The sequence below is a fragment of the Pseudomonas sp. ATCC 13867 genome (assembly GCF_000349845.1).
GTDB lineage: Bacteria > Pseudomonadota > Gammaproteobacteria > Pseudomonadales > Pseudomonadaceae > Pseudomonas.
Map to the genome: position 1 here is coordinate 1,534,063 of NC_020829.1, position 20,549 is coordinate 1,554,611.

At 67.8% G+C, this 20,549-nt stretch carries 17 protein-coding genes; 10 read left to right on the forward strand and 7 right to left on the reverse strand.

Annotation, left to right across the window (positions count from 1 at the left end):
- Window positions 1-121: 121 nt before the first annotated feature.
- On the reverse strand, window positions 122-1,009 hold the full coding sequence (locus H681_RS07010; protein WP_015476149.1) for a LysR substrate-binding domain-containing protein: 888 nt from the start codon (window positions 1,007-1,009) through the stop codon (window positions 122-124).
- Window positions 1,010-1,124: 115 nt separating this feature from the next.
- Here H681_RS07010 and H681_RS07015 point away from each other — a divergent pair, with 115 nt between their 5' ends.
- The 6 genes from H681_RS07015 (at window position 1,125) to H681_RS07040 (ending at window position 9,019) form a co-directional block, all read left to right on the forward strand.
- Window positions 1,125-2,852, forward strand: a complete 1,728-nt coding sequence (locus H681_RS07015) for an acyl-CoA dehydrogenase family protein (RefSeq protein ID WP_015476150.1) — start codon at window positions 1,125-1,127, stop codon at window positions 2,850-2,852.
- A 33-nt stretch (window positions 2,853-2,885) separates the two neighbouring features.
- Window positions 2,886-4,073 carry a CaiB/BaiF CoA transferase family protein gene (locus H681_RS07020; RefSeq protein WP_015476151.1) on the forward strand — a complete coding sequence of 396 codons (1,188 nt, stop codon included), beginning with the start codon at window positions 2,886-2,888 and terminating at the stop codon, window positions 4,071-4,073.
- Between the two features lie 71 nt (window positions 4,074-4,144).
- Window positions 4,145-4,945, forward strand: coding sequence for an enoyl-CoA hydratase (locus H681_RS07025; protein WP_015476152.1), 801 nt, complete (start codon window positions 4,145-4,147; stop codon window positions 4,943-4,945).
- Window positions 4,942-6,477 (forward strand): 3-hydroxyacyl-CoA dehydrogenase, encoded by a 1,536-nt coding sequence (locus H681_RS07030; RefSeq protein ID WP_015476153.1) that lies wholly within the window; start codon window positions 4,942-4,944, stop codon window positions 6,475-6,477. Before H681_RS07025 ends, H681_RS07030 begins: the two co-directional genes overlap by 4 nt.
- 30 nt (window positions 6,478-6,507) lie before the next feature.
- Window positions 6,508-7,710 (forward strand): 3-oxoadipyl-CoA thiolase, encoded by a 1,203-nt coding sequence (locus tag H681_RS07035; protein ID WP_015476154.1) that lies wholly within the window; start codon window positions 6,508-6,510, stop codon window positions 7,708-7,710.
- Window positions 7,711-7,762: 52 nt separating this feature from the next.
- Window positions 7,763-9,019, forward strand: a complete 1,257-nt coding sequence (locus H681_RS07040) for an OprD family porin (protein WP_015476155.1) — start codon at window positions 7,763-7,765, stop codon at window positions 9,017-9,019.
- Window positions 9,020-9,136: 117 nt separating this feature from the next.
- Here the strand turns inward: H681_RS07040 and metR are convergent, their stop codons facing one another.
- On the reverse strand, window positions 9,137-10,057 hold the full coding sequence (gene metR, locus H681_RS07045; protein ID WP_015476156.1) for a transcriptional regulator MetR: 921 nt from the start codon (window positions 10,055-10,057) through the stop codon (window positions 9,137-9,139).
- Between the two features lie 123 nt (window positions 10,058-10,180).
- Between metR and metE the strand changes: the two genes are divergently transcribed.
- Window positions 10,181-12,493, forward strand: coding sequence for a 5-methyltetrahydropteroyltriglutamate--homocysteine S-methyltransferase (gene metE, locus H681_RS07050; RefSeq protein WP_015476157.1), 2,313 nt, complete (start codon window positions 10,181-10,183; stop codon window positions 12,491-12,493).
- 9 nt (window positions 12,494-12,502) lie between these two features.
- On the opposite strand, the gene H681_RS07055 is transcribed toward metE, so the two are convergent.
- The gene (locus H681_RS07055) at window positions 12,503-12,946 is read right to left on the reverse strand and encodes a CopD family copper resistance protein (protein WP_015476158.1); all 444 of its coding nucleotides are present in this window, start codon (window positions 12,944-12,946) and stop codon (window positions 12,503-12,505) included.
- 193 nt (window positions 12,947-13,139) lie between these two features.
- Between H681_RS07055 and H681_RS07060 the strand changes: the two genes are divergently transcribed.
- A complete protein-coding gene (locus H681_RS07060; protein ID WP_015476159.1) occupies window positions 13,140-14,135 on the forward strand; it encodes an alpha/beta fold hydrolase in 996 nt (331 codons plus the stop codon).
- A gap of 332 nt (window positions 14,136-14,467) precedes the next feature.
- On the opposite strand, the gene H681_RS07065 is transcribed toward H681_RS07060, so the two are convergent.
- The 4 genes from H681_RS07065 to glpK all read right to left on the reverse strand — a co-directional run bounded on the left by H681_RS07065 (window position 14,468) and on the right by glpK (window position 19,015).
- Entirely contained in the window at window positions 14,468-14,794 is a 327-nt protein-coding gene (locus H681_RS07065; RefSeq protein WP_177324596.1) for a GlpM family protein, read from the reverse strand.
- A gap of 106 nt (window positions 14,795-14,900) precedes the next feature.
- Window positions 14,901-16,442 (reverse strand): glycerol-3-phosphate dehydrogenase, encoded by a 1,542-nt coding sequence (glpD, locus tag H681_RS07070; RefSeq protein WP_015476161.1) that lies wholly within the window; start codon window positions 16,440-16,442, stop codon window positions 14,901-14,903.
- A gap of 145 nt (window positions 16,443-16,587) precedes the next feature.
- Window positions 16,588-17,343 carry a DeoR/GlpR family transcriptional regulator gene (locus H681_RS07075; protein WP_015476162.1) on the reverse strand — a complete coding sequence of 252 codons (756 nt, stop codon included), beginning with the start codon at window positions 17,341-17,343 and terminating at the stop codon, window positions 16,588-16,590.
- Window positions 17,344-17,500: 157 nt separating this feature from the next.
- Window positions 17,501-19,015 (reverse strand): glycerol kinase GlpK, encoded by a 1,515-nt coding sequence (gene glpK / locus H681_RS07080; protein WP_015476163.1) that lies wholly within the window; start codon window positions 19,013-19,015, stop codon window positions 17,501-17,503.
- Window positions 19,016-19,186: 171 nt separating this feature from the next.
- On the opposite strand from glpK, the gene ybaK reads away from it, so the two are divergent.
- Together ybaK and H681_RS07090 are read left to right on the forward strand one after the other, a co-directional pair.
- Window positions 19,187-19,657, forward strand: coding sequence for a Cys-tRNA(Pro) deacylase (gene ybaK / locus H681_RS07085; RefSeq protein WP_015476164.1), 471 nt, complete (start codon window positions 19,187-19,189; stop codon window positions 19,655-19,657).
- A 106-nt stretch (window positions 19,658-19,763) separates the two neighbouring features.
- Entirely contained in the window at window positions 19,764-20,546 is a 783-nt protein-coding gene (locus H681_RS07090; protein WP_015476165.1) for a PhzF family phenazine biosynthesis protein, read from the forward strand.
- Window positions 20,547-20,549: the final 3 nt, after the last annotated feature.

The following is a 20,549-nucleotide window of genomic DNA, read 5'->3' on the forward strand; positions in this document are numbered from 1 at the left end:
TCTTGCGTGCGGTCGGTTTTGCCCCGGGGTGAGCGGAGTCTATGCGGCACCTGGTGAAATAAATAATCTTTTAATCTTATTGTTCGATAATCGATTCCATATGGCGCGGGCCGCGCGGGCTCTACGGGGCGGCCAGGCAGGTCTTCATCACCGCGAGGAAGCCTTCCGCCGCCTGCGGCGCGTCATTGGCGGAGAGAATGGCGTGGAGTTCGGAGAGCGCGCCGGGCTGTTCGATCTCCAGGCAGCTCACCTGGTCCTTCCAGGCCAGGCACAGGGTCTTCGGCAGCAGGGCGACGCCCATGCCGAGGCTGACCATGGTGGCGATGGTCTGCCAGAGCCGCGCCTCGTGGCGGATGTGCGGGCTGAAGCCGGCATCCACGCAGCGAGCGATGATCAGGTCGTGGTAGTGCGGCGACACGGTGCGCGGGAAGAGGATGAAATCCGCCTCCCTGAGCTCGGCGAGGTCGATCCGCGAGCCGCTGGCCAGCGGGTGCTGCGGGGGCAGGCAACAGAGGAACGGGTCGGCGATCAGGCATTCGGAGACGATCTCCGGCGGCAGCTTGCTCCAGTGCACGAAGCCGATGTCGATCTGCCCGCGCTGCAGCGCCAGCGCCTGTTCCGAGGTGTTCATCTCCATCAGCACCACTTCCATGTTGGGGTGCTCTTCCTCGAAGCGCGTCACCGCCTTCGGCAGGCCGCGATAGAGCATGGAGTTGACGAACCCCACGCGCAGCCGGCCGACCGTGCCCTTGGCGGACAACTGCGTCAGGCGCTTCACCTGCTCGGCCTGCAGCAGCAGGTTGCGCGCCTCCTCCAGCAGCACCTGGCCGGCGGTGGTCAGCTTCACCGACTTGTTGTTGCGCACCAGCAACTGGATGCCCAGTTGCTCCTCCAGCTTCTTGATATCGAAGCTCAGCGCCGGCTGGGAGATAAACAGGCGCGCCGCCGCGCGGCCGAAATGCAGCTCTTCGGCGACGGCGATGAAGTAGCGGAGTTGCTTGAGGTCCATAGGGGGCGCACGCATTTCTACGATTTGTTTTTCTTATCGTAGGTGATTTTTATTGTATTGGATACTTATCGAAACCTTCCCCTAGTCTCGGCGTAAAACAAGTAGGAGCTACGCCATGACGTCCATGCCCGAAGTACTTCCCGTAGATGACCTGAACATTCCGGACAGCCGCGGGATGAACCTGTATTCCTGCGATCCGGGGCTGCGCCGGCTGCTCGATGTCTACCTGCAGCCCGATGTGCTCGCCCAGTGGCTGCCGGTTCTCCAGCAGCTCGGCGCGCGGGCGGGGGACGAACTGGACATGCTGGCGCTGTCGGCGGACAAGAACCCGCCGCTGCTGGCCGCCCGCACCCGCCGCGGCGAGGATGTGCAGAGCATCCACAAGCACCCGGACTTCGTCGCGCTGGAGCGCGTGGCCTACTCCGAACTCGGCCTGGCGTCCATGAGCCACCGCCCGGACGGCCCGCCGCCGCTGGTGAAATACGCGCTCACCTATCTGTTCGTGCAGGCCGAGTTCGGCCTCTGCTGCCCGGTCAGCATGACCGACTCGCTGACCCGCACCCTGCGCAGGTACGGCTCGCCGGAACTGGTCGAGCGCTACCTGCCGTCGCTGGCCTCGCGTGACTTCGACAGCCTGTTCCAGGGCGCGATGTTCATGACCGAACAGGCCGCCGGCTCCGACGTCGCCCGCACCCGGACCCGCGCGCGGCTGGAGGACGGCGAGTGGAAGCTGTACGGCGACAAGTGGTTCTGCTCCAACCCGGACGCCGACCTGGCGATGGTCCTCGCCCGCCCCGAAGGCGCGCCGGAAGGCATGCAGGGCGTCACCCTGTTCCTCCTGCCGAAGATCCGCCCGGACGGCTCGCGCAACGCCTATCGCATCCTGCGCCTGAAGGACAAGCTGGGCAGCCGCTCCATGGCCAGCGGCGAGATCTGCCTGGAAGGCGCCACCGCCTACCTGATCGGCGAGATCGGCCGTGGCTTCCAGCAGATGGCCGACATGGTCAACATGTCGCGCCTGTCCAACGGCGTGCGCGCCGCCGGCCTGATGCGCCGTGGGTTGAACGAAGCGCTGTTCATCTCGCGCAACCGCCGCGCCTTCGGCAAGCACCTGATCGACATGCCGCTGATGCAGAAGCAACTGCTGAAGATGATGCTGCCCGCCGAACAGGCGCGCTCCATGTTCATGCAGATCGCCACGCTGCTGCCGCGTGCCGACGGCGGCGACGTCGGCGCGCAGAAATGCGTGCGCATCCTCACCCCGCTGATCAAGTTCCGCGCCTGCCGCGACGCCCGCCGGGTGACCGGCGACGCCATGGAGGTGCGCGGCGGCGTGGGCTACATCGAGGAGTGGAGCGACCCGCGCCTGGTGCGTGACGCCCACCTCGGCTCGATTTGGGAAGGCACCAGCAACATCGTGGCGCTGGACATCGCCCGCGCGGTCACCCGCGAACAGGCCCTGGAGCCCCTGCACCAGTACCTGCGCGGGCTGCTGGATGACAGCGGGCTGGCGGAGAACAGCCGCGCGCTCTTCGAGTCGGTCCTGGAACGCACCCTGGACTGCATGCGCGAAGTGGCCGGGCAGCGCCAGGACGAGCAGGTCCGCCAGGCGGGCAGCGCGCTCTATCACATCTGCACGGCGATCTTCATGGCCTGGGAAGCCGGCCGTCAGGCGCCCGACTACCGCCGCCTGGCGCTGGCCCACCTGCTCCTCGAACACAAGCTGCTGCCGCGCGACCCGCTGCGCCTGGCGGACTGGGCAGGCAGGGCGGAGCTGCTGGCCAGGGTGGTCGGCGAAGCGAGCCTGTCGCAGGCCGAGGCCATGCAACTGCTGCCGGCCTGACCGCGCTCAACCAATAACAATCAGAGAGCTGCCATGAACAATGCGACCGGTGCCCTGCGTGGCCTGAAAATCATCGATCTGAGCCGGGTCCTGGGCGGCCCGTACTGTTCCCAGGCGTTGGCCGACCACGGCGCCGAAGTGATCAAGCTGGAACCCCTGGGCGGCGACGAGACCCGTGGCTGGGGGCCGCCCTTCGAAGGCGACACGGCGTCCTACTTCATCGGCGTCAACCGCAACAAGAAGGGCATCGCCGTCGACCTGTCGAAGCCGGAAGGCATCGAGGTGCTGCTGCAACTGCTGGAAGGCGCCGACGTGCTGATCGAGAACTTCAAGCCCGGCACCCTGGCGCGCTGGGGCATCGACTACCAGGACGTGCTGAGCAGGCGCTTCCCGCGGCTGATCCACTGCGCGGTTTCCGGTTTCGGCGCCGATGGTCCGCTCGGCGGGCTGCCCGGCTACGACGCGGCGATCCAGGCGATGGCCGGGCTGATGAGCGTGAACGGCGATGCGCAGGGCGAGCCGCTGCGCATCGGCCTGCCGATCGTCGACATGGTCACCGGGCTGAACGCGATGGTCGGCATCCTGCTGGCGCTGAACGAGCGCCAGCTCAGCGGGCACGGGCAGTCCATCGACATCGCCCTGTACGACTGCGGCATTTCCCTGCTGCATCCGCACATGCCGAACTACTTCGCTTCCGGCCGCACGCCGCAGCGCACCGGCAACGCCCATCCCAACATCGCTCCGTACGACAGCTACCGTACCGGCACCGAGCCGATCTTCCTCGCGGTCGGCAACGACCGGCAGTTCGCCAGGCTGTGCGAATACCTGGGCGCCGGCGAACTGCTGGAAGACCCGCGCTTCACCGACAACGGCAAGCGCTCGGTCAACCGCCTGGCGCTGAAGCAGGTGCTGGAAGGCCATCTGGCGGCGCACGACGGCCGCGAGCTGGCCGAGCGGCTGATCCGACTCGGCGTGCCCTGCGGCGCCATCGCCACGGTGGACCGGGTGGTCGAGCACCCGCACACCCGCCATCGCGGGCTGCTGGTGGAAATGGGCGACTACCGTGGCCTCGCCTCGCCGGTGAAGCTGTCGCGCACCCCCGCCAGCTACCGCAGCCCGCCGCCGGCGCTGGGCGAAAGCACCCGCGAGGTGCTCGAAGACCTCGGCCCTGCCCCCGAGGTGATCGAGACCCTGTTCCAGCGCGGCATCGTTCGCGGCTGAAACGCGCCTCCGTCGAAGCGGCCGGGCATCGCCGGCCGCCGACTTCCCGAATCGAATAGCCGGAGATCGTCATGAGCTCTTGCCAGGGGGCCGTGCGCCCCGAATCCACGCTGTTGCTGGAACGTCCGGAGGAGGGTGTGGCCCTGCTGCGGCTGAACCGCCCGGCGGCGCTGAACGCCCTGAACATGACCCTGCGCGAGGAGCTGGCCGAGCACTTCGTGCAATTGAACGACTGCGCCGAGACCCGGGTGATCGTCGTCACCGGCGGCGACAAAGTATTCGCCGCCGGAGCGGACCTCGGCGAAATGGTCGATGCCGGCGCGCTGCAGATCTACCGGCGCCACGTCGAGCGCCACTGGCAGGCGATTTCCCGCTGCGCCAAGCCGGTCATCGCCGCCGTCAACGGCTACGCCCTGGGCGGCGGCTGCGAACTGGCGATGCACTGCGACCTGATCGTCGCCGGTGCCTCCGCGCGTTTCGCCCAGCCAGAGATCAAGGTTGGCGTGATGCCCGGCGCCGGCGGCACCCAGCGTCTGGTGCGGGCGGTCGGCAAGTACCAGGCGCTGCGCATGCTGCTGACCGGCTGCATGGTGCGCGCCGAAGAGGCGCTGGCGATGGGGCTGGTCAGCGAGGTGGTGGCCGACGCCCAGACCCTGCCCAGGGCGCTGGAACTGGCCCGCGGCATGGCCGCCATGCCGCCGCTGGCGCTGGCGCAGATCAAGGAGGTGGTGCTGGCCGGCATGGATATGCCGCTGGACCACGCCCTGGCGCTGGAGCGCAAGGCCTTCCAGCTGCTGTTCGATTCGAAGGACCAGAAGGAAGGCATGCGCGCCTTCCTCGACAAGCGCAAGCCGGAGTATCGCGGAGAATGAGCAGTCAACCGATCACCAGCGTCGGCATCGTCGGTGCCGGCGCCATGGGGCAGGGCATCGCCCAGGTCGCGGCGCAGGCCGGGCTGCAGGCGTACCTGTTCGATGTCCGCGCCGGCGCGGCGCAGAGTGCCCGCGACGGTATCGCGGCGATCCTCGCGAAGCGGGTGGAAAAGGGCCGGCTGACGGCCGAGGCCGCCGACCGGGCGGTCGGCAACCTGCACGTCGCGCAGAGCCTGGAGGCGCTGCGCGACTGCCAGGTGGTGGTCGAGGCCATCGTCGAGAACCTCGAAGCCAAGCAGGCGCTGTTCCGCCAGCTGGAGGAGGTGCTGGACGCGGGAACCATCCTGGCGAGCAATACCTCGTCGCTGTCGATCACCGCCATCGCCTCGGTCTGCCGCGATTCCGGCCGCGTCGCCGGCCTGCATTTCTTCAACCCGGTGCCGCTGATGCGCCTGGTCGAGGTGATCGAAGGCCTCGCCACCCACGGCGAGGTCGGCGCACGCCTGTGCGAGCTGGTCAGCGTCATGGGCCATCAGCCGGTGCGCGCCAGGGACACTCCCGGTTTCATCGTCAACCACGCCGGACGCGCGTTCGGCACCGAGGCGCTGCGCATCCTCGGCGAGGGCGTGGCCGACGCGGCGGCGATCGACGCCGTGCTGCGCGAAAGCGCCGGCTTCCGCATGGGACCGTTCGAGCTGCTCGACCTGATCGGGCTCGACGTCAGCCTGCCGGTGATGGAGTCGGTCTACCGGCAGTTCTACGAGGAGCCGCGCTACCGGCCGCATCCACTGCTGCGGCAGATGCTCGCGGCCGGGCACCTGGGGCGCAAGAGCGGCCAGGGCTTCTATCCATATGACGGCGAAGGCGCGGCGCCGCGTGCTACGGCCCAGGCCGCGCCGGCCTGCACGGTGTCGCCGCCGGTGTGGCTGGGCGCCGACGACCAGCTCGGCCGTACCCGCCTGCTGGCGTTGCTGGAGCGCCTGGGCGCCGAAGTCGAGTCCGGCGAGCGTCCCTCCGACGATGCGCTGTGCCTGCTGGCGCCGCTCGGCGACGATGCCACCCATGCCGCGCAGCGTTTCGCCGTCGATCCGGCGCGAGTGGTGGCCGTCGATACCCTGGCGGACCTCGCGCAGCATCGCTGCCTGATGCTCAACCCGCTGACCCGCGCGGACATGCAGCGCGCCGCCCACGCGCTGTTCGCCCGCGATGGCGCCGGGGTGACGGTGATCCGCGACAGCACGGGCTTCATCGTCCAGCGCACGCTCGCGTCGATCGTCAACCTGGCCTGCGACATCGCCCAGCAGGGCATCGCCTCGGTGGCCGATATCGACCTGGCGGTGCGTCTCGGCCTGGGTTATCCCCACGGGCCGCTGGAGTGGGGCGACCGGCTGGGCGCCGCGCGCCTGCTGCGCATCCTCGAACGCATCCACGCGCTCAACGGTGACCCGCGCTACCGCCCGAGCCCCTGGCTGCGCCGCCGCGCCAGCCTGGGGATTTCCCTGTGCCAGCCGGAAAACCCGTTGCCGGCCTGACCATCCCTCTTTCCCTGCGAGAACCTGATCATGCTCGATGCCTATATATACGCCGGCCTGCGCACTCCGTTCGGCCGCCATGCCGGAGCCCTGTCCCGGGTACGCCCAGACGACCTGGTCGGCGCGCTGCTGGCGCGGGTCGTGGAAACCTCCGGCTTCGCTGTCGACGACCTGGAGGATGTGATCCTCGGCTGCACCAACCAGGCCGGCGAGGATAGCCGCAACCTGGCGCGCAACGCCCTGCTCGCCGCCGGCCTGCCCTGGCGGGTGCCGGGGCAGACGGTCAACCGCCTGTGCGCCAGCGGCCTGTCGGCGGTGATCGACGCGGCGCGCGCGATCACCTGTGGCGAGGGCCGGCTGTACCTGGCCGGCGGCGCCGAAAGCATGTCGCGCGCGCCGTTCGTCATGGGCAAGGCGGACAGCGCCTTCAGCCGGGCGCTGAACGTCTTCGACAGCACCATCGGCGCGCGTTTCGCCAATCCGCGGCTGGTCGAGCGGCATGGCAACGACAGCATGCCGGAGACCGGCGACAACGTGGCGCGCGAGTTCGGCATCGCCCGGGAGGATGCGGACCGCTTCGCCGCCGCCTCCCAGGCGCGCTACCAGGCGGCGCTGCAGGCCGGTTTCTTCGCCGGCGAGATCATGCCCGTCGAGGTGCCGTCCGGGCGCAGGGGCGAGGTGCTGCTGGTCGAGCACGACGAGCATCCGCGCCCGCAATCGGACCTGGCGGCGCTGTCCCGCCTGCCGTCGCTGTTCCCCGGCGGCGTGGTGACCGCCGGCAACGCCTCGGGCATCAACGACGGCGCGGCGGTGCTGCTGCTCGGCGACCGCGAGATCGGCGAGCGCCACGGTGTGCGGCCGCTGGCGCGGGTCCTGGCCTCCGCCAGCGTCGGCGTGGAGCCGCGCATCATGGGCATCGGCCCGCACCGGGCGATCCAGGTCGCGCTGCAGCGCGCCGGCCTCGGCCTGCACGAGGTCGACCTCATCGAGATCAACGAGGCGTTCGCCTCGCAGGTCCTGGCCTGCCTGAAGGCGCTTGGCCTGGACTTCGACGACCCACGGGTCAACCCCAATGGCGGCGCCATCGCCCTTGGCCATCCGTTGGGCGCGTCCGGCGCCCGGCTGGTCCTGACCGCCAGCCGGGCGTTGCACAGCCGCAACCTGCGTTACGCCGTGGTCAGCCTGTGCGTCGGGGTCGGCCAGGGCGTGGCGATGGTGATCGAGCGCGTCTGAGGCGCGCGGACGGGGCGCCGTCCGGCGCCCTGGAGATTTCTGGAGAGCATCGATGAACAACAACAAGAAAAACATCGTTTTCCTGCCGGCCGCCCTGGCTGCCTGCTGCGTCCCGCCGCTGGCGCTGGCCGACGGTTTCCTGGAGGACGGCAAGGCCAGCCTGTCCATGCGCAATTTCTACATGAACCGCGATTTCCGCGACGGCGCCGGCCGCTCGAAGAGCGATGAGTGGGCCCAGGGCTTTCTCCTCGACTACCGCTCGGGCTATACCGCCGGCACGCTCGGCGTCGGCCTGGACGTCCTCGGCAAGCTGGGCGTCAAGCTCGATTCGAGTCCCGACCGCAGCGGCACCGGGCTGCTCCCGGTGCAGGGCGATGGGCGCGCGGCGGACGACTATGCTAGGCTCGATCCGACGGCCAAGCTGCGCATCTCCCGCACGGAGCTGAAGATCGGCGCGCTGGTGCCCAAGCTGCCCACCGTGCAGCCCAACTACGGCCGCCTGTTCCCGCAGGTGTTCCAGGGCGGCCTGCTGACCTCCGGCGAAGTGAGCGGCCTGACCCTCAACCTGGGGCGCCTGGACGAGGTCAGCCAGCGCAACGAGGCGGGCACCAGCGACCTGGCGCTGTTCAACCGCAACGGCCGCTTCGCCGGGGCGGTGCAGGCCGACCACTTCTACCTGGGCGGCCTGGACTACCAGTTCGCGCCGGGCTGGACCGGAAGCTACCACTACGGCGAGCTGGAGGATGTCTACGACCAGCACTTCCTCGGCCTGAAGAGCCAGACACGCATCGGCGCGGACAGCCTGGAAACCGACCTGCGCCTGGCGCTCAGCAGGGACGCCGGCGATGGGCGCGGCGGCAGGATCGACAACCGCTCCTTCAGCGGCCTGGTCACCTACCGCCTGCACAATGGCCACGCCATCGGCCTGGGTTACCAGCGCATGCACGGCGACAGCGCGTTTCCATACCTGGACGGGACCGATCCCTACCTGATCAACTTCGGCCAGTACGGCGATTTCGCCGAGGCCGGGGAACGCTCCTGGCAGGCGCGCTACGACTACGACTTCGCCCCGCTGGGCCTGCCCGGCCTGAGCTTCATGACCCGCTACTTCAGCGGCCGCGACGCGCAGCCGACCTCGGGCGCGGGCAGCCGCGAATGGGAGCGCGACACCGACATCAAGTACGTGCTGCAGAGCGGCGCCCTGAAGGGCCTGGGCCTGACCTGGCGCAACGCGACCTACCGCTCCGACTTCAGCCGCGACGTCGACGAGAACCGCCTGTACCTGAGCTACAGCATTGCGCTGTTCTGATGGGTGTGGGCATTCGTTCGCGAGCAAGCTCGCTCCTACGAAGAGCAGGTGCTACCTGTAGGAGCGAGCTTGCTCGCGAACATCGGCCGAACATCGGCCCCGCAAGCGCTTCGCGACTTACCCCTTCGCCGCGCTGACCCCTTCCAGGGTGGCGAACGAGGTGTCCTTCGCCGTCAGCAGGAAGTCGCGCATGAACGGCGCGTCCAGCATGTCGGCACGGATCGCCGCGAACAGCGTGCAGTACAGACCTTTCTCCCCCAGGCGCTTGGCGGTGACGTAACCGCGCGAGCTGTATTCGTGCAGCGCCCAGTTGGGCAGGCTGCAGACGCCGCGCCCGGATGCCACCAGTTGCATCATCATCACCGTCAGTTCCGAGGTGCGCACCTGCGCCGGCTCGATGTCGGCCGGTTCCAGGAAGCGGGTGAAGATGTCCAGGCGGTCGCGTTCAATGGGGTAGGTGATCAGCGTCTGGCTGGCGAGGTCTTCCGGCACGATGAAGGACTTGCCGGACAGCGCATGGTGGTTGTCCACCGCCAGCAGCGCCTCGTAGGTGAACAGCGGCACATAGGTGATGCCGGCGAGGTCCACCGGGTCGGAGGTCACCACCAGGTCGAGGTCGCCGCGGGCCAGCGCCGGCAGCGGGGCGAAGGAGAAGCCCGAGGCGAGGTCCAGCTCCACTTCCGGCCAGGCGTCGCGGAACTGGTCGATGGTCGGCATCAGCCACTGGAAGCAGCTGTGGCACTCGATCGCCATGTGCAGGCGTCCCGCGGTGCCGCCGGCCAGCCGCGCCAGGTCGCGTTCGGCGCCGCGCAGTTGCGGCAGCACGGAATCCGCCAGTTGCAGCAGGCGCAGGCCGGCGCTGGTGAAGCGCACCGGCTTGGTCTTGCGGATGAACAGCGACAGGCCCAGGCGCTCCTCCAGCTCCTTGAACTGGTGGGAGAGGGCGGACTGGGTGAGGTGCAGGCGCTCGGCCGCCTCCACGAGACTGTCGGCCTCGCGCAGGGCGTGGAGGGTTTTCAGGTGACGGAGTTCAAGCATGATGCCGGCCTCGATCTCAATATGAGGAAAACTTGATTTCAACGCGAAGGAATTGAGTTTGTCTCATGAACACCCGGCTGTCGACAATGCCTGCATCTGACGTATTGGACTGGAGTTTCCGTCATGGCATTGGCCCACACCCTCGGTTTTCCCCGCATCGGTCGCGACCGTGAACTGAAGAAGGCGTTGGAAGCCTTCTGGAAAGGCGAGCTGGATGAAGCCGGGCTGCGCAAGGTGGGGCGCGAGCTGCGCGCCGCGCACTGGCAGGTACAGAAGGACGCCGGTATCGATCTGCTGCCGGTGGGGGATTTCGCCTGGTATGACCAGGTGCTGACCCATTCTCTGACCTTCGGCGCGATTCCCGAGCGCTTCCGCCCGCAGGACGGCCAGCCGACGCTGCAGACCCTGTTCGCGATGGCCCGTGGCCGCGGCAACGATGCCTGCTGCGGCGGTGCGCATGGGCAGCCCGGCTTTGCGCAAGAGCTGACCAAGTGGTTCGACACCAATTACCACTACCTGGTCCCGGAGTTCAGCGTCGACCAGCAGTTCCAGTTGAGCTGGGAGCAACTGTTCGACGAGGTGGACGAGGCGCTGGCGCTGGGGCATGCGGTCAAGCCGGTGCTGATCGGCCCGCTGACCTACCTGTGGCTGGGCAAGCTCAAGGGCGAGCACGCCGGTTTCGACAAGCTCGACTTGCTCGAACGGCTGCTGCCGGTCTATGGCCAGATCTTCCAGCGTCTGGCCGCCCAGGGCGTGGAGTGGGTGCAGATCGACGAGCCGATCCTGGCGCTCGACCTGCCGCAGGACTGGAAGAACGCATTCGAGCGCGCCTACAACCTGCTCCAGCGCGAACCGCTGAAGAAGCTGATCGCTACCTACTTCGGCGGTCTCGAAGACAACCTCGGGCTGGCCGCGAGCCTGCCGCTGGACGGCCTGCACATCGACCTGGTGCGCGCGCCGCAGCAGTACCCGAGCATTCTCGATCGCCTGCCGTCCTACAAGGTGCTGTCCCTGGGCCTGGTGAACGGCCGCAATGTCTGGCGCTGCGATCTCGAAGCGGCGCTGGAGGTACTGCGCCATGCCCACGAACGGCTGGGCGAGCGGCTCTGGGTTGCGCCGTCCTGTTCGTTGCTGCATTGCCCGGTGGACCTGGACCGCGAGGAGCAGTTGGAGGCCGAGCTGAAGGATTCCCTGGCTTTCGCCGTGCAGAAGTGCGCCGAAGTGGCGCTGCTGGCACGGGCGGTGAGCGAGCCCGAAGCGCCGGAGGTGCTTGCCGCGCTGGCCGGGAACGCGGCCGTGCGGGCCCGTCGCGCCGCTTCGCCGCGCATTCACAAGCCCGAGGTGCAGGCGCGAGTGGCCGGTATTCGTCCCCGGGATGCGCGACGCCAGTCGCCCTTTGCCGTGCGTATCGAAAAGCAGCGAGCCAGGCTCGACCTGCCGCTGTTCCCGACCACCACCATCGGTTCCTTCCCGCAGACGCCGGCGATCCGTCTGGCGCGCCAGGCGTTCCGTCAGGGGCAACTGTCCGAAGCGGACTACGCGGAGGCCATGCACGGCGAAATCCGTCACGCCGTGGAGCTGCAGGAAGGGCTTGGCCTGGATGTGCTGGTACATGGCGAGGCCGAGCGTAACGACATGGTCGAATACTTCGCCGAGCAGCTCGACGGCTACGCCTTCACCCGCTTCGGCTGGGTGCAGAGCTACGGTTCCCGCTGCGTGAAACCGGCGGTGATCTACGGCGACCTGAGCCGCCCGCAGGCCATGACCGTGGAGTGGATCAGGTATGCGCAGAGCCTCACCGGCAAGGTGATGAAGGGCATGCTGACCGGTCCGGTGACCATGCTGATGTGGTCCTTCCCGCGCGAGGATGTGCCGCGCGAGGTGCAGGCGCGTCAGTTGGCGCTGGCGATCCGCGACGAGGTGGAAGACCTGGAGCGCGCCGGCATCCGTATCGTGCAGATCGACGAAGCGGCGTTCCGCGAGGGCCTGCCGTTACGCCGGGAACAGTGGAAATCCTATCTGGACTGGGCCACCGAGGCCTTCCGCCTGTGTGCTTCGGGCGTGCGCGACGAAACCCAGATCCACACCCACATGTGCTACAGCGAATTCAACGATGTGATCGAGTCCATCGCCGCGATGGACGCCGATGTGATCACTCTCGAGACTTCGCGCTCGGACATGGAGTTGCTGGAGGCCTTCGAGGCGTTCGAGTACCCCAACGAGATCGGCCCGGGCGTCTACGACATCCACTCGCCGCGCGTACCGGGTACCGAGGAAATGGTCGCCCTGCTGCGCAAGGCGGCGCAGCGGATTCCCGCCGGACGTCTGTGGGTCAACCCCGACTGCGGCCTGAAGACCCGTGGCTGGCCGGAGACGGAGGCGGCGCTGATCAACCTGGTCGCGGCGGCCCGCCAGTTGCGCCGCGAGTTCGCCTGAGCGCGGGTGTCACCAGCTCAGGTAGAACATGCTCTTGGCCAGCACGACGATGGCCAGCACGTGGACGAACACGCTGTAGTGGATGCGCCGCGAGCGCTGGCCGGTCATGCGGCCGGTACGGAAGGAGTACATGGCGAAGGCGAAGTGTCCGAGCACGCTGGTGGCCAGCAGCAGCTTGAGGCTGAGCAGGGTGGCGAAGGGGGATGCCAGCGGATCGGCCAGCAGCGGCAGGTAGCGTAGGTACAGCATGCCCAGGCCGGCGCCGAACAGGGTCAGGATGACCCACGGCATCAGGTGCCGGGCGCGCCGGCCGACGGCGGCCTCCACCGCGCGCATGGCCCGCGCCGGTACGTGGCGGCGAACGCTCTCCAGGATCAGGACTTCGAAGAACACCGTGCCGATGAACAGGATCGCGGCGAGCAGGTGCAGGATGAGCAGGAGGGGGTAGGCCATGTGAGCGGTTCCGTGCGGTGGTCCCTTATCTTCTCCAGCGGTGGGGCACTTCGCCCTTGATCAGGGTCAGGGGAAGGGCCGTCCGTGACCACTCGGCGCCTTTCATCAAATTGTCACGGACCTGTGGCAGAGCGAATGACGGAAATTCATCAGAATCCCGTTCCACTGGGGTTTTGCGTTCCGGATTTTCATCATGCGTGCCTTCCTGCTGGCGGTCGCCCTTTTGTGCGGACTGCCCTCGCTTTCCTTTGCCGGCGATCGTTGCGATCCCAGGGTGCCGACCGATCTGGTCGACCTGGGCGACGTGCGCCTGGCCTACCAGAGCATCGGCCGTCCGCAGGACCCGACGCTGCTGCTGATCATGGGCCTGGGCGGCCAACTGATCCACTGGCCCGACGAGGTGGTCGAGGCGCTCTGCCAGCAGGGCTTCCGGGTGATCCGTTATGACAACCGCGATGTCGGGCTGTCCGCCTGGCGCATTCCCACGCCCAGCGACAACCTGACCTACGAAGTGATCCGCTACCGCCTGGGGCTGCCGGTGAGCGCTCCCTACAGCCTGACCGACATGGCGGACGATGCGCTGCGCCTGCTCGATGCCTTGCACGTCGAGCGTGCCCATGTGCTGGGCGCGAGCATGGGCGGGATGATCGCCCAGCACGTCGCCGACCTTGCGCCGGACCGGGTGATCAGCCTGACCCTGGTGATGACCAGTTCCGGCGCGGAGGGCCTGCCGGCGCCCAGCGAGTCGCTGTTGCGCCTGCTCGCCCGGCGCGAGGCCGCCAGCCGTGAGCAGGCCATCGAGCAGCAGGCCGACCTGCTGGCCGCGCTCGGCAGCCCCGACGTGCGCGACGACCGCCAGCAACTGCTGGAGCAGGCGGCCCGGTCCTACGACCGTGCCTTCAACCCCGAGGGTGTGCAGCGGCAACTGCTGGCGATCCTCGCCGAACCGAGCCGGGTGGCCTTGCTCAACCGCCTGGACGTGCCGACCCTGGTGGTCCACGGCACCGCCGATCCGTTGCTGCCGGTGATGCACGGGGTGCATGTGGCGGCGCATATCCGTGGTTCGGAGCTGAAACTGATCCCCGGCATGGCGCACCGCTTCCAGGAGGATTTCAAGGCGCCGCTGCTCGGTGCGGTGCTGCCTTACCTGCGGGCGCATCACGGCGGCGGGCATGTCGCGCAGCTCTAGCGTCGCGCGGCTCTTTGCAGGAGCGAGCCTGCTCGCGAATCCGTTTCCCGGCGAGTTTTGGCGTCGGGCGGTTCGCGAGCACGCTCGCTGCGTAAAGAGGCTTCCGGGCAACGGATTACCATCTGCAGACCGCGGGCACGGCGCTGGGTATCTCGCGCACCGCGATGCACAAGTGACCTGTGGCAGCGACGACAACCTGATCAGCAGGTGACCTGCTCGCCCAACGTCGAGGCCGTCTACGGCTGGCCGGCCACTTCCAGCAAGGACTTCCGGCGAGGACATCGCTGCCATGCAGGCCGTGTACGACTGCGCCATCGCCGAGCGCGCCTGATTCAGTGCAGGCGCACCCAGATGGTCACCAGCAGCGAGGCGGCCACCAGCCAGGCCAGCGCCGCCATCGCCAGCGACAAATCCAGGCGCAGGCGATCCACCAATAGGTAGAGCGCGGCGAGGTAGACGAAGTAGGGGATGATCGACCACATGCCGAACGCGATGGTGGTCTTCAGGTCATCCAGCGAGCGACTCTTGCCCACAATGTAGTGGGCAATCAGGGCGAAGGTGGGAAACAGCGGCACCAGCCCGGCGATGTAGTAATTGCGTGTCTTCGACAGCGCGGCGAGGATCAGCACCACGCCGGCGCCGAGGGTTGCCTTGAGAATCAGGTCCACGAAGGTCTCGATACAGCGACGCCACAGGGATGATGGCGTCGAGCATTATCGGCGAGCATGGCGTTTGCCTCCAGGCCTGCAATCCGACCGCGGACGCTCAGGCAACCTGTGTGCTCGGTTCCCTCGGACTTTCGCTGCGCAGGAACTGTGCCAGCCGCTCCTGCTGCCGCTCGGTGAGGAACAGGCCGAGCTTGGTGCGGCGCCAGAGGATGTCGTCGGCGTCGCGCGCCCATTCCTCGCGGCACAGGTATTCCACTTCGCGGGCATAGAGCCCGCCACCCAGGTGTTCGCCCAGCTCGCCGACCTCTTGTGCGCCGTCCAGCAGGTTCCAGATGCGGCTGCCGTAGGTGCTGGCCCAGCGCCGGGCGAGGGCCGGGTCGAGCTGGCGCAGGCGCCCCATCAGCTGGATCGCCAGGTCTTCGACGCTGCCCATCGATTCGCCGCCGGGTAGCGGGGCGGTGGCGGTCCAGCGCGGGCCCATGACGCCGGTGAACGACGGTGCCAGTTGCTCCAGCGCGGCTTCGGCGAGCTTGCGGTAGGTGGTCAGCTTGCCGCCGAACACCGAGAGCAGCGGGGCTTCACCGGGGGTGTTGTCCAGCGCCAGGGTGTAGTCGCGGGTGACGGCCGAAGGATCGTCCGACTCGTCGTCGCACAGCGGCCGTACGCCGGAGAAGCTGCGCAGTATGTCGTCGCGGCCGAGCTGGCGCGTGAAGTGGGCATTGACCACGTTCAGCAGGTAATCGATTTCATCTTCGCTGATCTGGAGCTGCGTCGGGTCGCCCCGGTACTCGCGGTCGGTGGTGCCGATCAGGGTGAAGTGCTGCAGGTAGGGAATGGCGAAGACGATGCGCCGGTCCTCGTTCTGCAGGATGTAGGCGTGGTCGCCGTCGTACAGGCGCGGCACGATCAGGTGGCTGCCCTGGATCAGGCGGATGCCGTAGGGCGGTTTCTGGCGCAGTTCCTCGCGCAGGAAGCGGTCGACCCAGGGCCCGGCGGCGTTCACCAGGCCGCGGGCGCGGACCGAGTAGAGGCTGCCGTCCCGGCGCTCCAGATGCAGGTGCCACAAGCCCTTGCTGCGCCGCGCGCTGACGCAGCGGGTGCGCGGGTGGATATGCGCGCCGTGCTCGCGGGCGCTCATGGCGTTGAGCACCACCAGGCGAGCGTCGTCGACAGTGCAGTCGGAATATTCGAAACCGCGGCTGATGTCGGCCTTCAGCGGGCTTTGCGGGCCAAAGCGCAGGCCACGGGAGGCCGGCAGTTTTTCGCGCTTGCCCAGGTGGTCGTAGAGGAACAGGCCGGCGCGGATCATCCAGGCCGGACGCAGGTGCGGTCGGTGCGGCAGAACGAAGCGCAGCGGGTGGACGATGTGCGGCGCCTTGGCCAGCAGCACTTCGCGTTCGGCCAAGGCTTCGCGCACCAGGCGGAACTCATGGTGTTCGAGGTAGCGCAGGCCGCCGTGGATGAGCTTGCTGCTGGCGGAGGAGGTGTGGCTGGCGAGGTCGTGCTGTTCGCAGAGGAACACCGAGAGGCCGCGCCCGGCGGCGTCCGCCGCGATACCCACGCCATTGATGCCGCCGCCGACGACGGCCAGGTCATAGACTTCAGCCAGGGGCGCGTTGCGCGAGCGGGTTGAGTTCATGGGGGCCGCCTCGAGTGGAAATGAACGTATTTATGTTCGTTTTCGAAAATATCTTAGTTCCATGAACGAAATATGACCAGTTCAAGGCGCGAAATCGCGCGGGCGTTCGTCAGATTATTCGAAATTGAAAAGACTGGAGTGGCGTTCAGACCAGCTCGAGCTGGACCTTGTGCTGTGTCAGCAGGCGTGCCACGGCGGCGGGTGGCGGGCTGTCGGTGAACACGCGGTTGACCAGGGCGATCGGGCCCAGGCGCACCACGGCGTTGCGCCCGAACTTGCTGGAGTCTGCGGCGAGGAACACCTGCCGGGCGTTGTCGATGATGGCGCGGGAGACGCGCACTTCCTGGTAGTCGAAGTCCAGCAGGCTGCCGTCTTCGTCGATGCCGCTGATCCCGACCACGGCGAAGTCGACGCGGAACTGCTCGATGAAGTCCACCGCCGCCTGGCCGACCACGCCGCCGTCGCCGCGCACGGTGCCGCCGGCGACCAGCACTTCGAAGTCGTCCTTGCCGGCGAGGATGCTGGCCACGTGCAGGTTGTTGGTGATGATCTTCAGGTGGCGATGGCCGAGCAGGGCGCGGGCGATGGCTTCGGTGGTGGTGCCGATGTTGATGAACAACGAGGCGTTGTCCGGGATGTGCCCGGCGATGGCTTCCGCGATGCGCTGCTTCTCGTCGCGCATCTGGTCGGCGCGGGTGTTGTAGGCGGTGTTCTCGATGCTCGAATCCCAGGCCGCGCCGCCGTGGTAGCGGCGCAGCAGGCTCTGTTCGGCGAGCTGGTTGATGTCGCGGCGGATGGTCTGCGGGGTCACGGTGAACTGCTGGGCGAGCTCCTCGATGCTCAGGTAGCCACGTTCACGGACCAGGTCGAGGATGCTTTGCTGTCGGGGTGGCAGGTTCATGCGCGGTGCTCGTGCGGACGGGCCGAAGGGGCAAGGATGCCGGAGTGGGCAGGGTATGTCATGAACTTGTGGGAGCGAGCTTGCTCGCTAACCCCACTTGGCACGTCGGCATCAGGCGGTTAGCGAGCAAGCTCGCTCCTACAAAGAGCCATGCGCGTCAGTCCTCGGCCGCCCAGCCACGCGTACGCTCCACGGCTTTCTTCCACCCCGCATACAGCCGCGCGCGCTCGGCCTCGTCGCAGGCTGGTTGGAATACCCGCTCGATCACCGCCTTGTTCTTCAGTTCGGCCAGGCTGCCCCAGAAACCGCAGGCCAGGCCCGCCAGCAGCGCGGCGCCCAGCGCTGTAGTTTCGCGCATTTGCGGGCGTTCCACCGGGGTGCCGAGGATGTCGGCCTGGAACTGCATGAGGAAGTTGTTGGCGACCGCGCCACCGTCCACGCGCAGGGCGCGCAGCGGCTCGCCGGCGTCCTGCTGCATGGCGTCGAGCACGTCGCGGGTCTGGTAGGCGATGGATTCGAGGGTGGCGCGGATCAGGTGGTCGGCCTTCACCCCGCGGGTCAGGCCGAACAGCGCGCCACGGGCGTACGGGTCCCAGTAGGGCGCGCCGAGGCCGGTGAAGGCGGGGACCAGGTAGACGCCGTTGCTGTCTTTCACCTTGGTGGCGAAGTACTCCGAGTCGTGGGCGTCGTTGATCACCTTCAGTTCGTCGCGCAGCCACTGCACGGTGGAACCGCCGTTGAACACCGCGCCTTCCAGCGCATAGGCCACTTCGCCGCGCGGTCCGCAGGCGATGGTGGTGAGCAGGCCGTGGGTGGACTTCACCGCCTTGGCGCCGGTGTTCATCAGCAGGAAGCAGCCGGTGCCGTAGGTGTTCTTCGCCTGGCCCGGTTCCACGCACATCTGGCCGAACAGCGCGGCCTGCTGGTCGCCAGCAATCCCGGCAATCGGCGTGCGGTGCACGCCCAGGCCGCCGACCTTGCAGTGGCCGTAGATTTCCGAGGACGCGCGTACCTGGGGCAGCATGGCGCGCGGGATGTCCAGCGCGGTGAGCAGGCGCTCGTCCCAGTCACGCTGGTGGATGTCGAACATCAGGGTGCGCGAGGCGTTGGTGTAGTCGGTGACGTGCACCTCGCCTTCGGTGAGCTTCCAGATCAGCCAGCTGTCGACCGTGCCGAACAGCAACTCGCCGCGCTGGGCGCGTTCGCGGGCGCCTTCGACGTTGTCGAGGATCCACTTCAGCTTGGTGCCGGAGAAGTAGGGGTCGATGACCAGCCCGGTGGTGTCGCGGATGTGCTGCTCCAGGCCGTCGCGCTTGAGCTGCTCGCAGATCGCCGCGCTGCGCCGGCACTGCCAGACGATGGCGTTGTGGATCGGCCGGCCGCTGGCCTTGTCCCACACCAGGGTGGTTTCGCGCTGGTTGGTGATACCGATGGCGGCCACTTCGCCGAAGCCGATGTTGGCCTGGGCGAGGGCTTCCACCAGGGTCGAACTCTGGGTCGCCCAGATTTCCATCGGGTCGTGCTCGACCCAGCCCGGCTGCGGGTAGATCTGCGCGAACTCGCGCTGGGCCACGCTGACCACGTTGGCGTCATGGTCGAAGACGATGGCGCGCGAGCTGGTGGTGCCCTGGTCGAGGGCAACGACGTATTTCTTGTTCGTAAGGTCGGTCATGGCGGCGGCCTTGTGCGGATTTCGTTCGGCAACCCCGGCGGCAGGTCCGGGCAGGGACTGGCGGTGAACATACGGGATTCATCCGCGTCGGTGAAGCGAACACCGTGCAGTGCGCCACACCTTGGCTTACTGTTATGCGCTGGAAAGCCGCCTGCGAGAAGCCTGCCGATCATGACCCCCGCCATCGACCTGCTGAAAAAGAACCGCGCCGAACACCAGGTGCTGAGCTACGAGCACGACCCCAAGGCGCCGTCCTATGGCCTGGAGGCCGCCGAGAAACTCAACCTCGACCCGGCGCGGGTATTCAAGACGCTGCTGGCGGCGAGCGAGAAGGGTGAACTGCTGGTGGCGGTGGTGCCGGTAGTGGGCAGCCTGGACCTCAAGGCGCTGGCCCACGCGGCGGGCGTGAAGAAGGCCGACATGGCCGACCCCAACGCTGCGCAGCGCGCCACCGGCTACCTGGTGGGCGGCATCAGCCCGCTGGGACAGAAGAAGCGCCTGCGCACCTTTATCGACGAATCCGCCCAGGGCTTCCCGACCATCCATGTCAGCGCCGGCCGGCGCGGGCTGGAAGTGGAACTGAGCGCCGCGACCCTGGCGGGCCTGACCTCGGCGAAATTCGCGCCCATCGGTCGAAGCTGATCGGTCGCTGCTTGTTGAAGCGGGCGGGGGACTGTCTGGCCCCTTCTGTACGGTTCGTGCTCCATCGGCTTCTGTCATGCTCGGGCATCACTTTCAGGAGACTGCCATGCAACTCGATTTCCATCAGGTGGACGCCTTCACCGACCGTCCCTTCGCCGGCAACCCGGCGATGGTTTACCGCCTCGATGCCTGGCTGGCCGATGAGTTGATGCAGAGGATCGCCGCCGAGCACAACCTGTCCGAGACCGCTTTCCTGGTGCAGGAGGCCGAAGGCTGGCGCATCCGCTGGTTCACCCCGACCGCCGAGGTGCCGCTGTGCGGCCATGCCACGCTGGCCAGCGCCCATGTGCTGTTCGAGGTGTTCGGCGAGCCGGGCCAGTCCCTGGAACTCAACTCGCAATCCGGGCCGCTGCGGGTGTTCCGCGAGGAAGGCCGGCTGGCCCTGGATTTCCCCGCGCAGCCGCCGAGCGAGGTGGGCAGCACCGTGGAACTGGAACAGGCGCTGGGCCTGCCGGTGGTGGACGCCCTGAACACGCCGGTGCACCTGCTGGTGCTGCTGGAGTCCGAGCAGGCCGTGCGTAGTTGCTCGCCCGACTTCGCGGCGCTGTCGCGGATGCCGTACCTGGGCGTGATCGTCACCGCGCGTGGCGACGACTATGACTTCGTCTCGCGCTTCTTCGCCCCGGCCATCGGCCTCAACGAAGACCCGGTGACCGGCGCCGCCCATTGCAGCCTGATCCCTTACTGGTCGCAGCGTCTGAACAAGTTGCAGATGCGCGCCTACCAGTGCTCGGCGCGCGGCGGTGAACTGTGGTGCCGCCTCGAGGGCGACCGGGTGCGCATCGCTGGCCACGCGCGGCTGATCGCCAGTGGCCGGATGGTCCTCTGAGGT

What these genes read in the sequence shown, in the direction of transcription:
- H681_RS07010 (WP_015476149.1), bottom strand. Translation starts at nt 1,009, where the DNA reads ATGGACCTCAAGCAACTCCGCTACTTCATCGCCGTCGCCGAAGAGCTG.
- H681_RS07015 (WP_015476150.1), top strand. Translation starts at nt 1,125, where the DNA reads ATGACGTCCATGCCCGAAGTACTTCCCGTAGATGACCTGAACATTCCG.
- H681_RS07020 (WP_015476151.1), top strand. Translation starts at nt 2,886, where the DNA reads ATGAACAATGCGACCGGTGCCCTGCGTGGCCTGAAAATCATCGATCTG.
- H681_RS07025 (WP_015476152.1), top strand. Translation starts at nt 4,145, where the DNA reads ATGAGCTCTTGCCAGGGGGCCGTGCGCCCCGAATCCACGCTGTTGCTG.
- H681_RS07030 (WP_015476153.1), top strand. Translation starts at nt 4,942, where the DNA reads ATGAGCAGTCAACCGATCACCAGCGTCGGCATCGTCGGTGCCGGCGCC.
- H681_RS07035 (WP_015476154.1), top strand. Translation starts at nt 6,508, where the DNA reads ATGCTCGATGCCTATATATACGCCGGCCTGCGCACTCCGTTCGGCCGC.
- H681_RS07040 (WP_015476155.1), top strand. Translation starts at nt 7,763, where the DNA reads ATGAACAACAACAAGAAAAACATCGTTTTCCTGCCGGCCGCCCTGGCT.
- metR (WP_015476156.1), bottom strand. Translation starts at nt 10,057, where the DNA reads ATGCTTGAACTCCGTCACCTGAAAACCCTCCACGCCCTGCGCGAGGCC.
- metE (WP_015476157.1), top strand. Translation starts at nt 10,181, where the DNA reads ATGGCATTGGCCCACACCCTCGGTTTTCCCCGCATCGGTCGCGACCGT.
- H681_RS07055 (WP_015476158.1), bottom strand. Translation starts at nt 12,946, where the DNA reads ATGGCCTACCCCCTCCTGCTCATCCTGCACCTGCTCGCCGCGATCCTG.
- H681_RS07060 (WP_015476159.1), top strand. Translation starts at nt 13,140, where the DNA reads ATGCGTGCCTTCCTGCTGGCGGTCGCCCTTTTGTGCGGACTGCCCTCG.
- glpD (WP_015476161.1), bottom strand. Translation starts at nt 16,442, where the DNA reads ATGAACTCAACCCGCTCGCGCAACGCGCCCCTGGCTGAAGTCTATGAC.
- H681_RS07075 (WP_015476162.1), bottom strand. Translation starts at nt 17,343, where the DNA reads ATGAACCTGCCACCCCGACAGCAAAGCATCCTCGACCTGGTCCGTGAA.
- glpK (WP_015476163.1), bottom strand. Translation starts at nt 19,015, where the DNA reads ATGACCGACCTTACGAACAAGAAATACGTCGTTGCCCTCGACCAGGGC.
- ybaK (WP_015476164.1), top strand. Translation starts at nt 19,187, where the DNA reads ATGACCCCCGCCATCGACCTGCTGAAAAAGAACCGCGCCGAACACCAG.
- H681_RS07090 (WP_015476165.1), top strand. Translation starts at nt 19,764, where the DNA reads ATGCAACTCGATTTCCATCAGGTGGACGCCTTCACCGACCGTCCCTTC.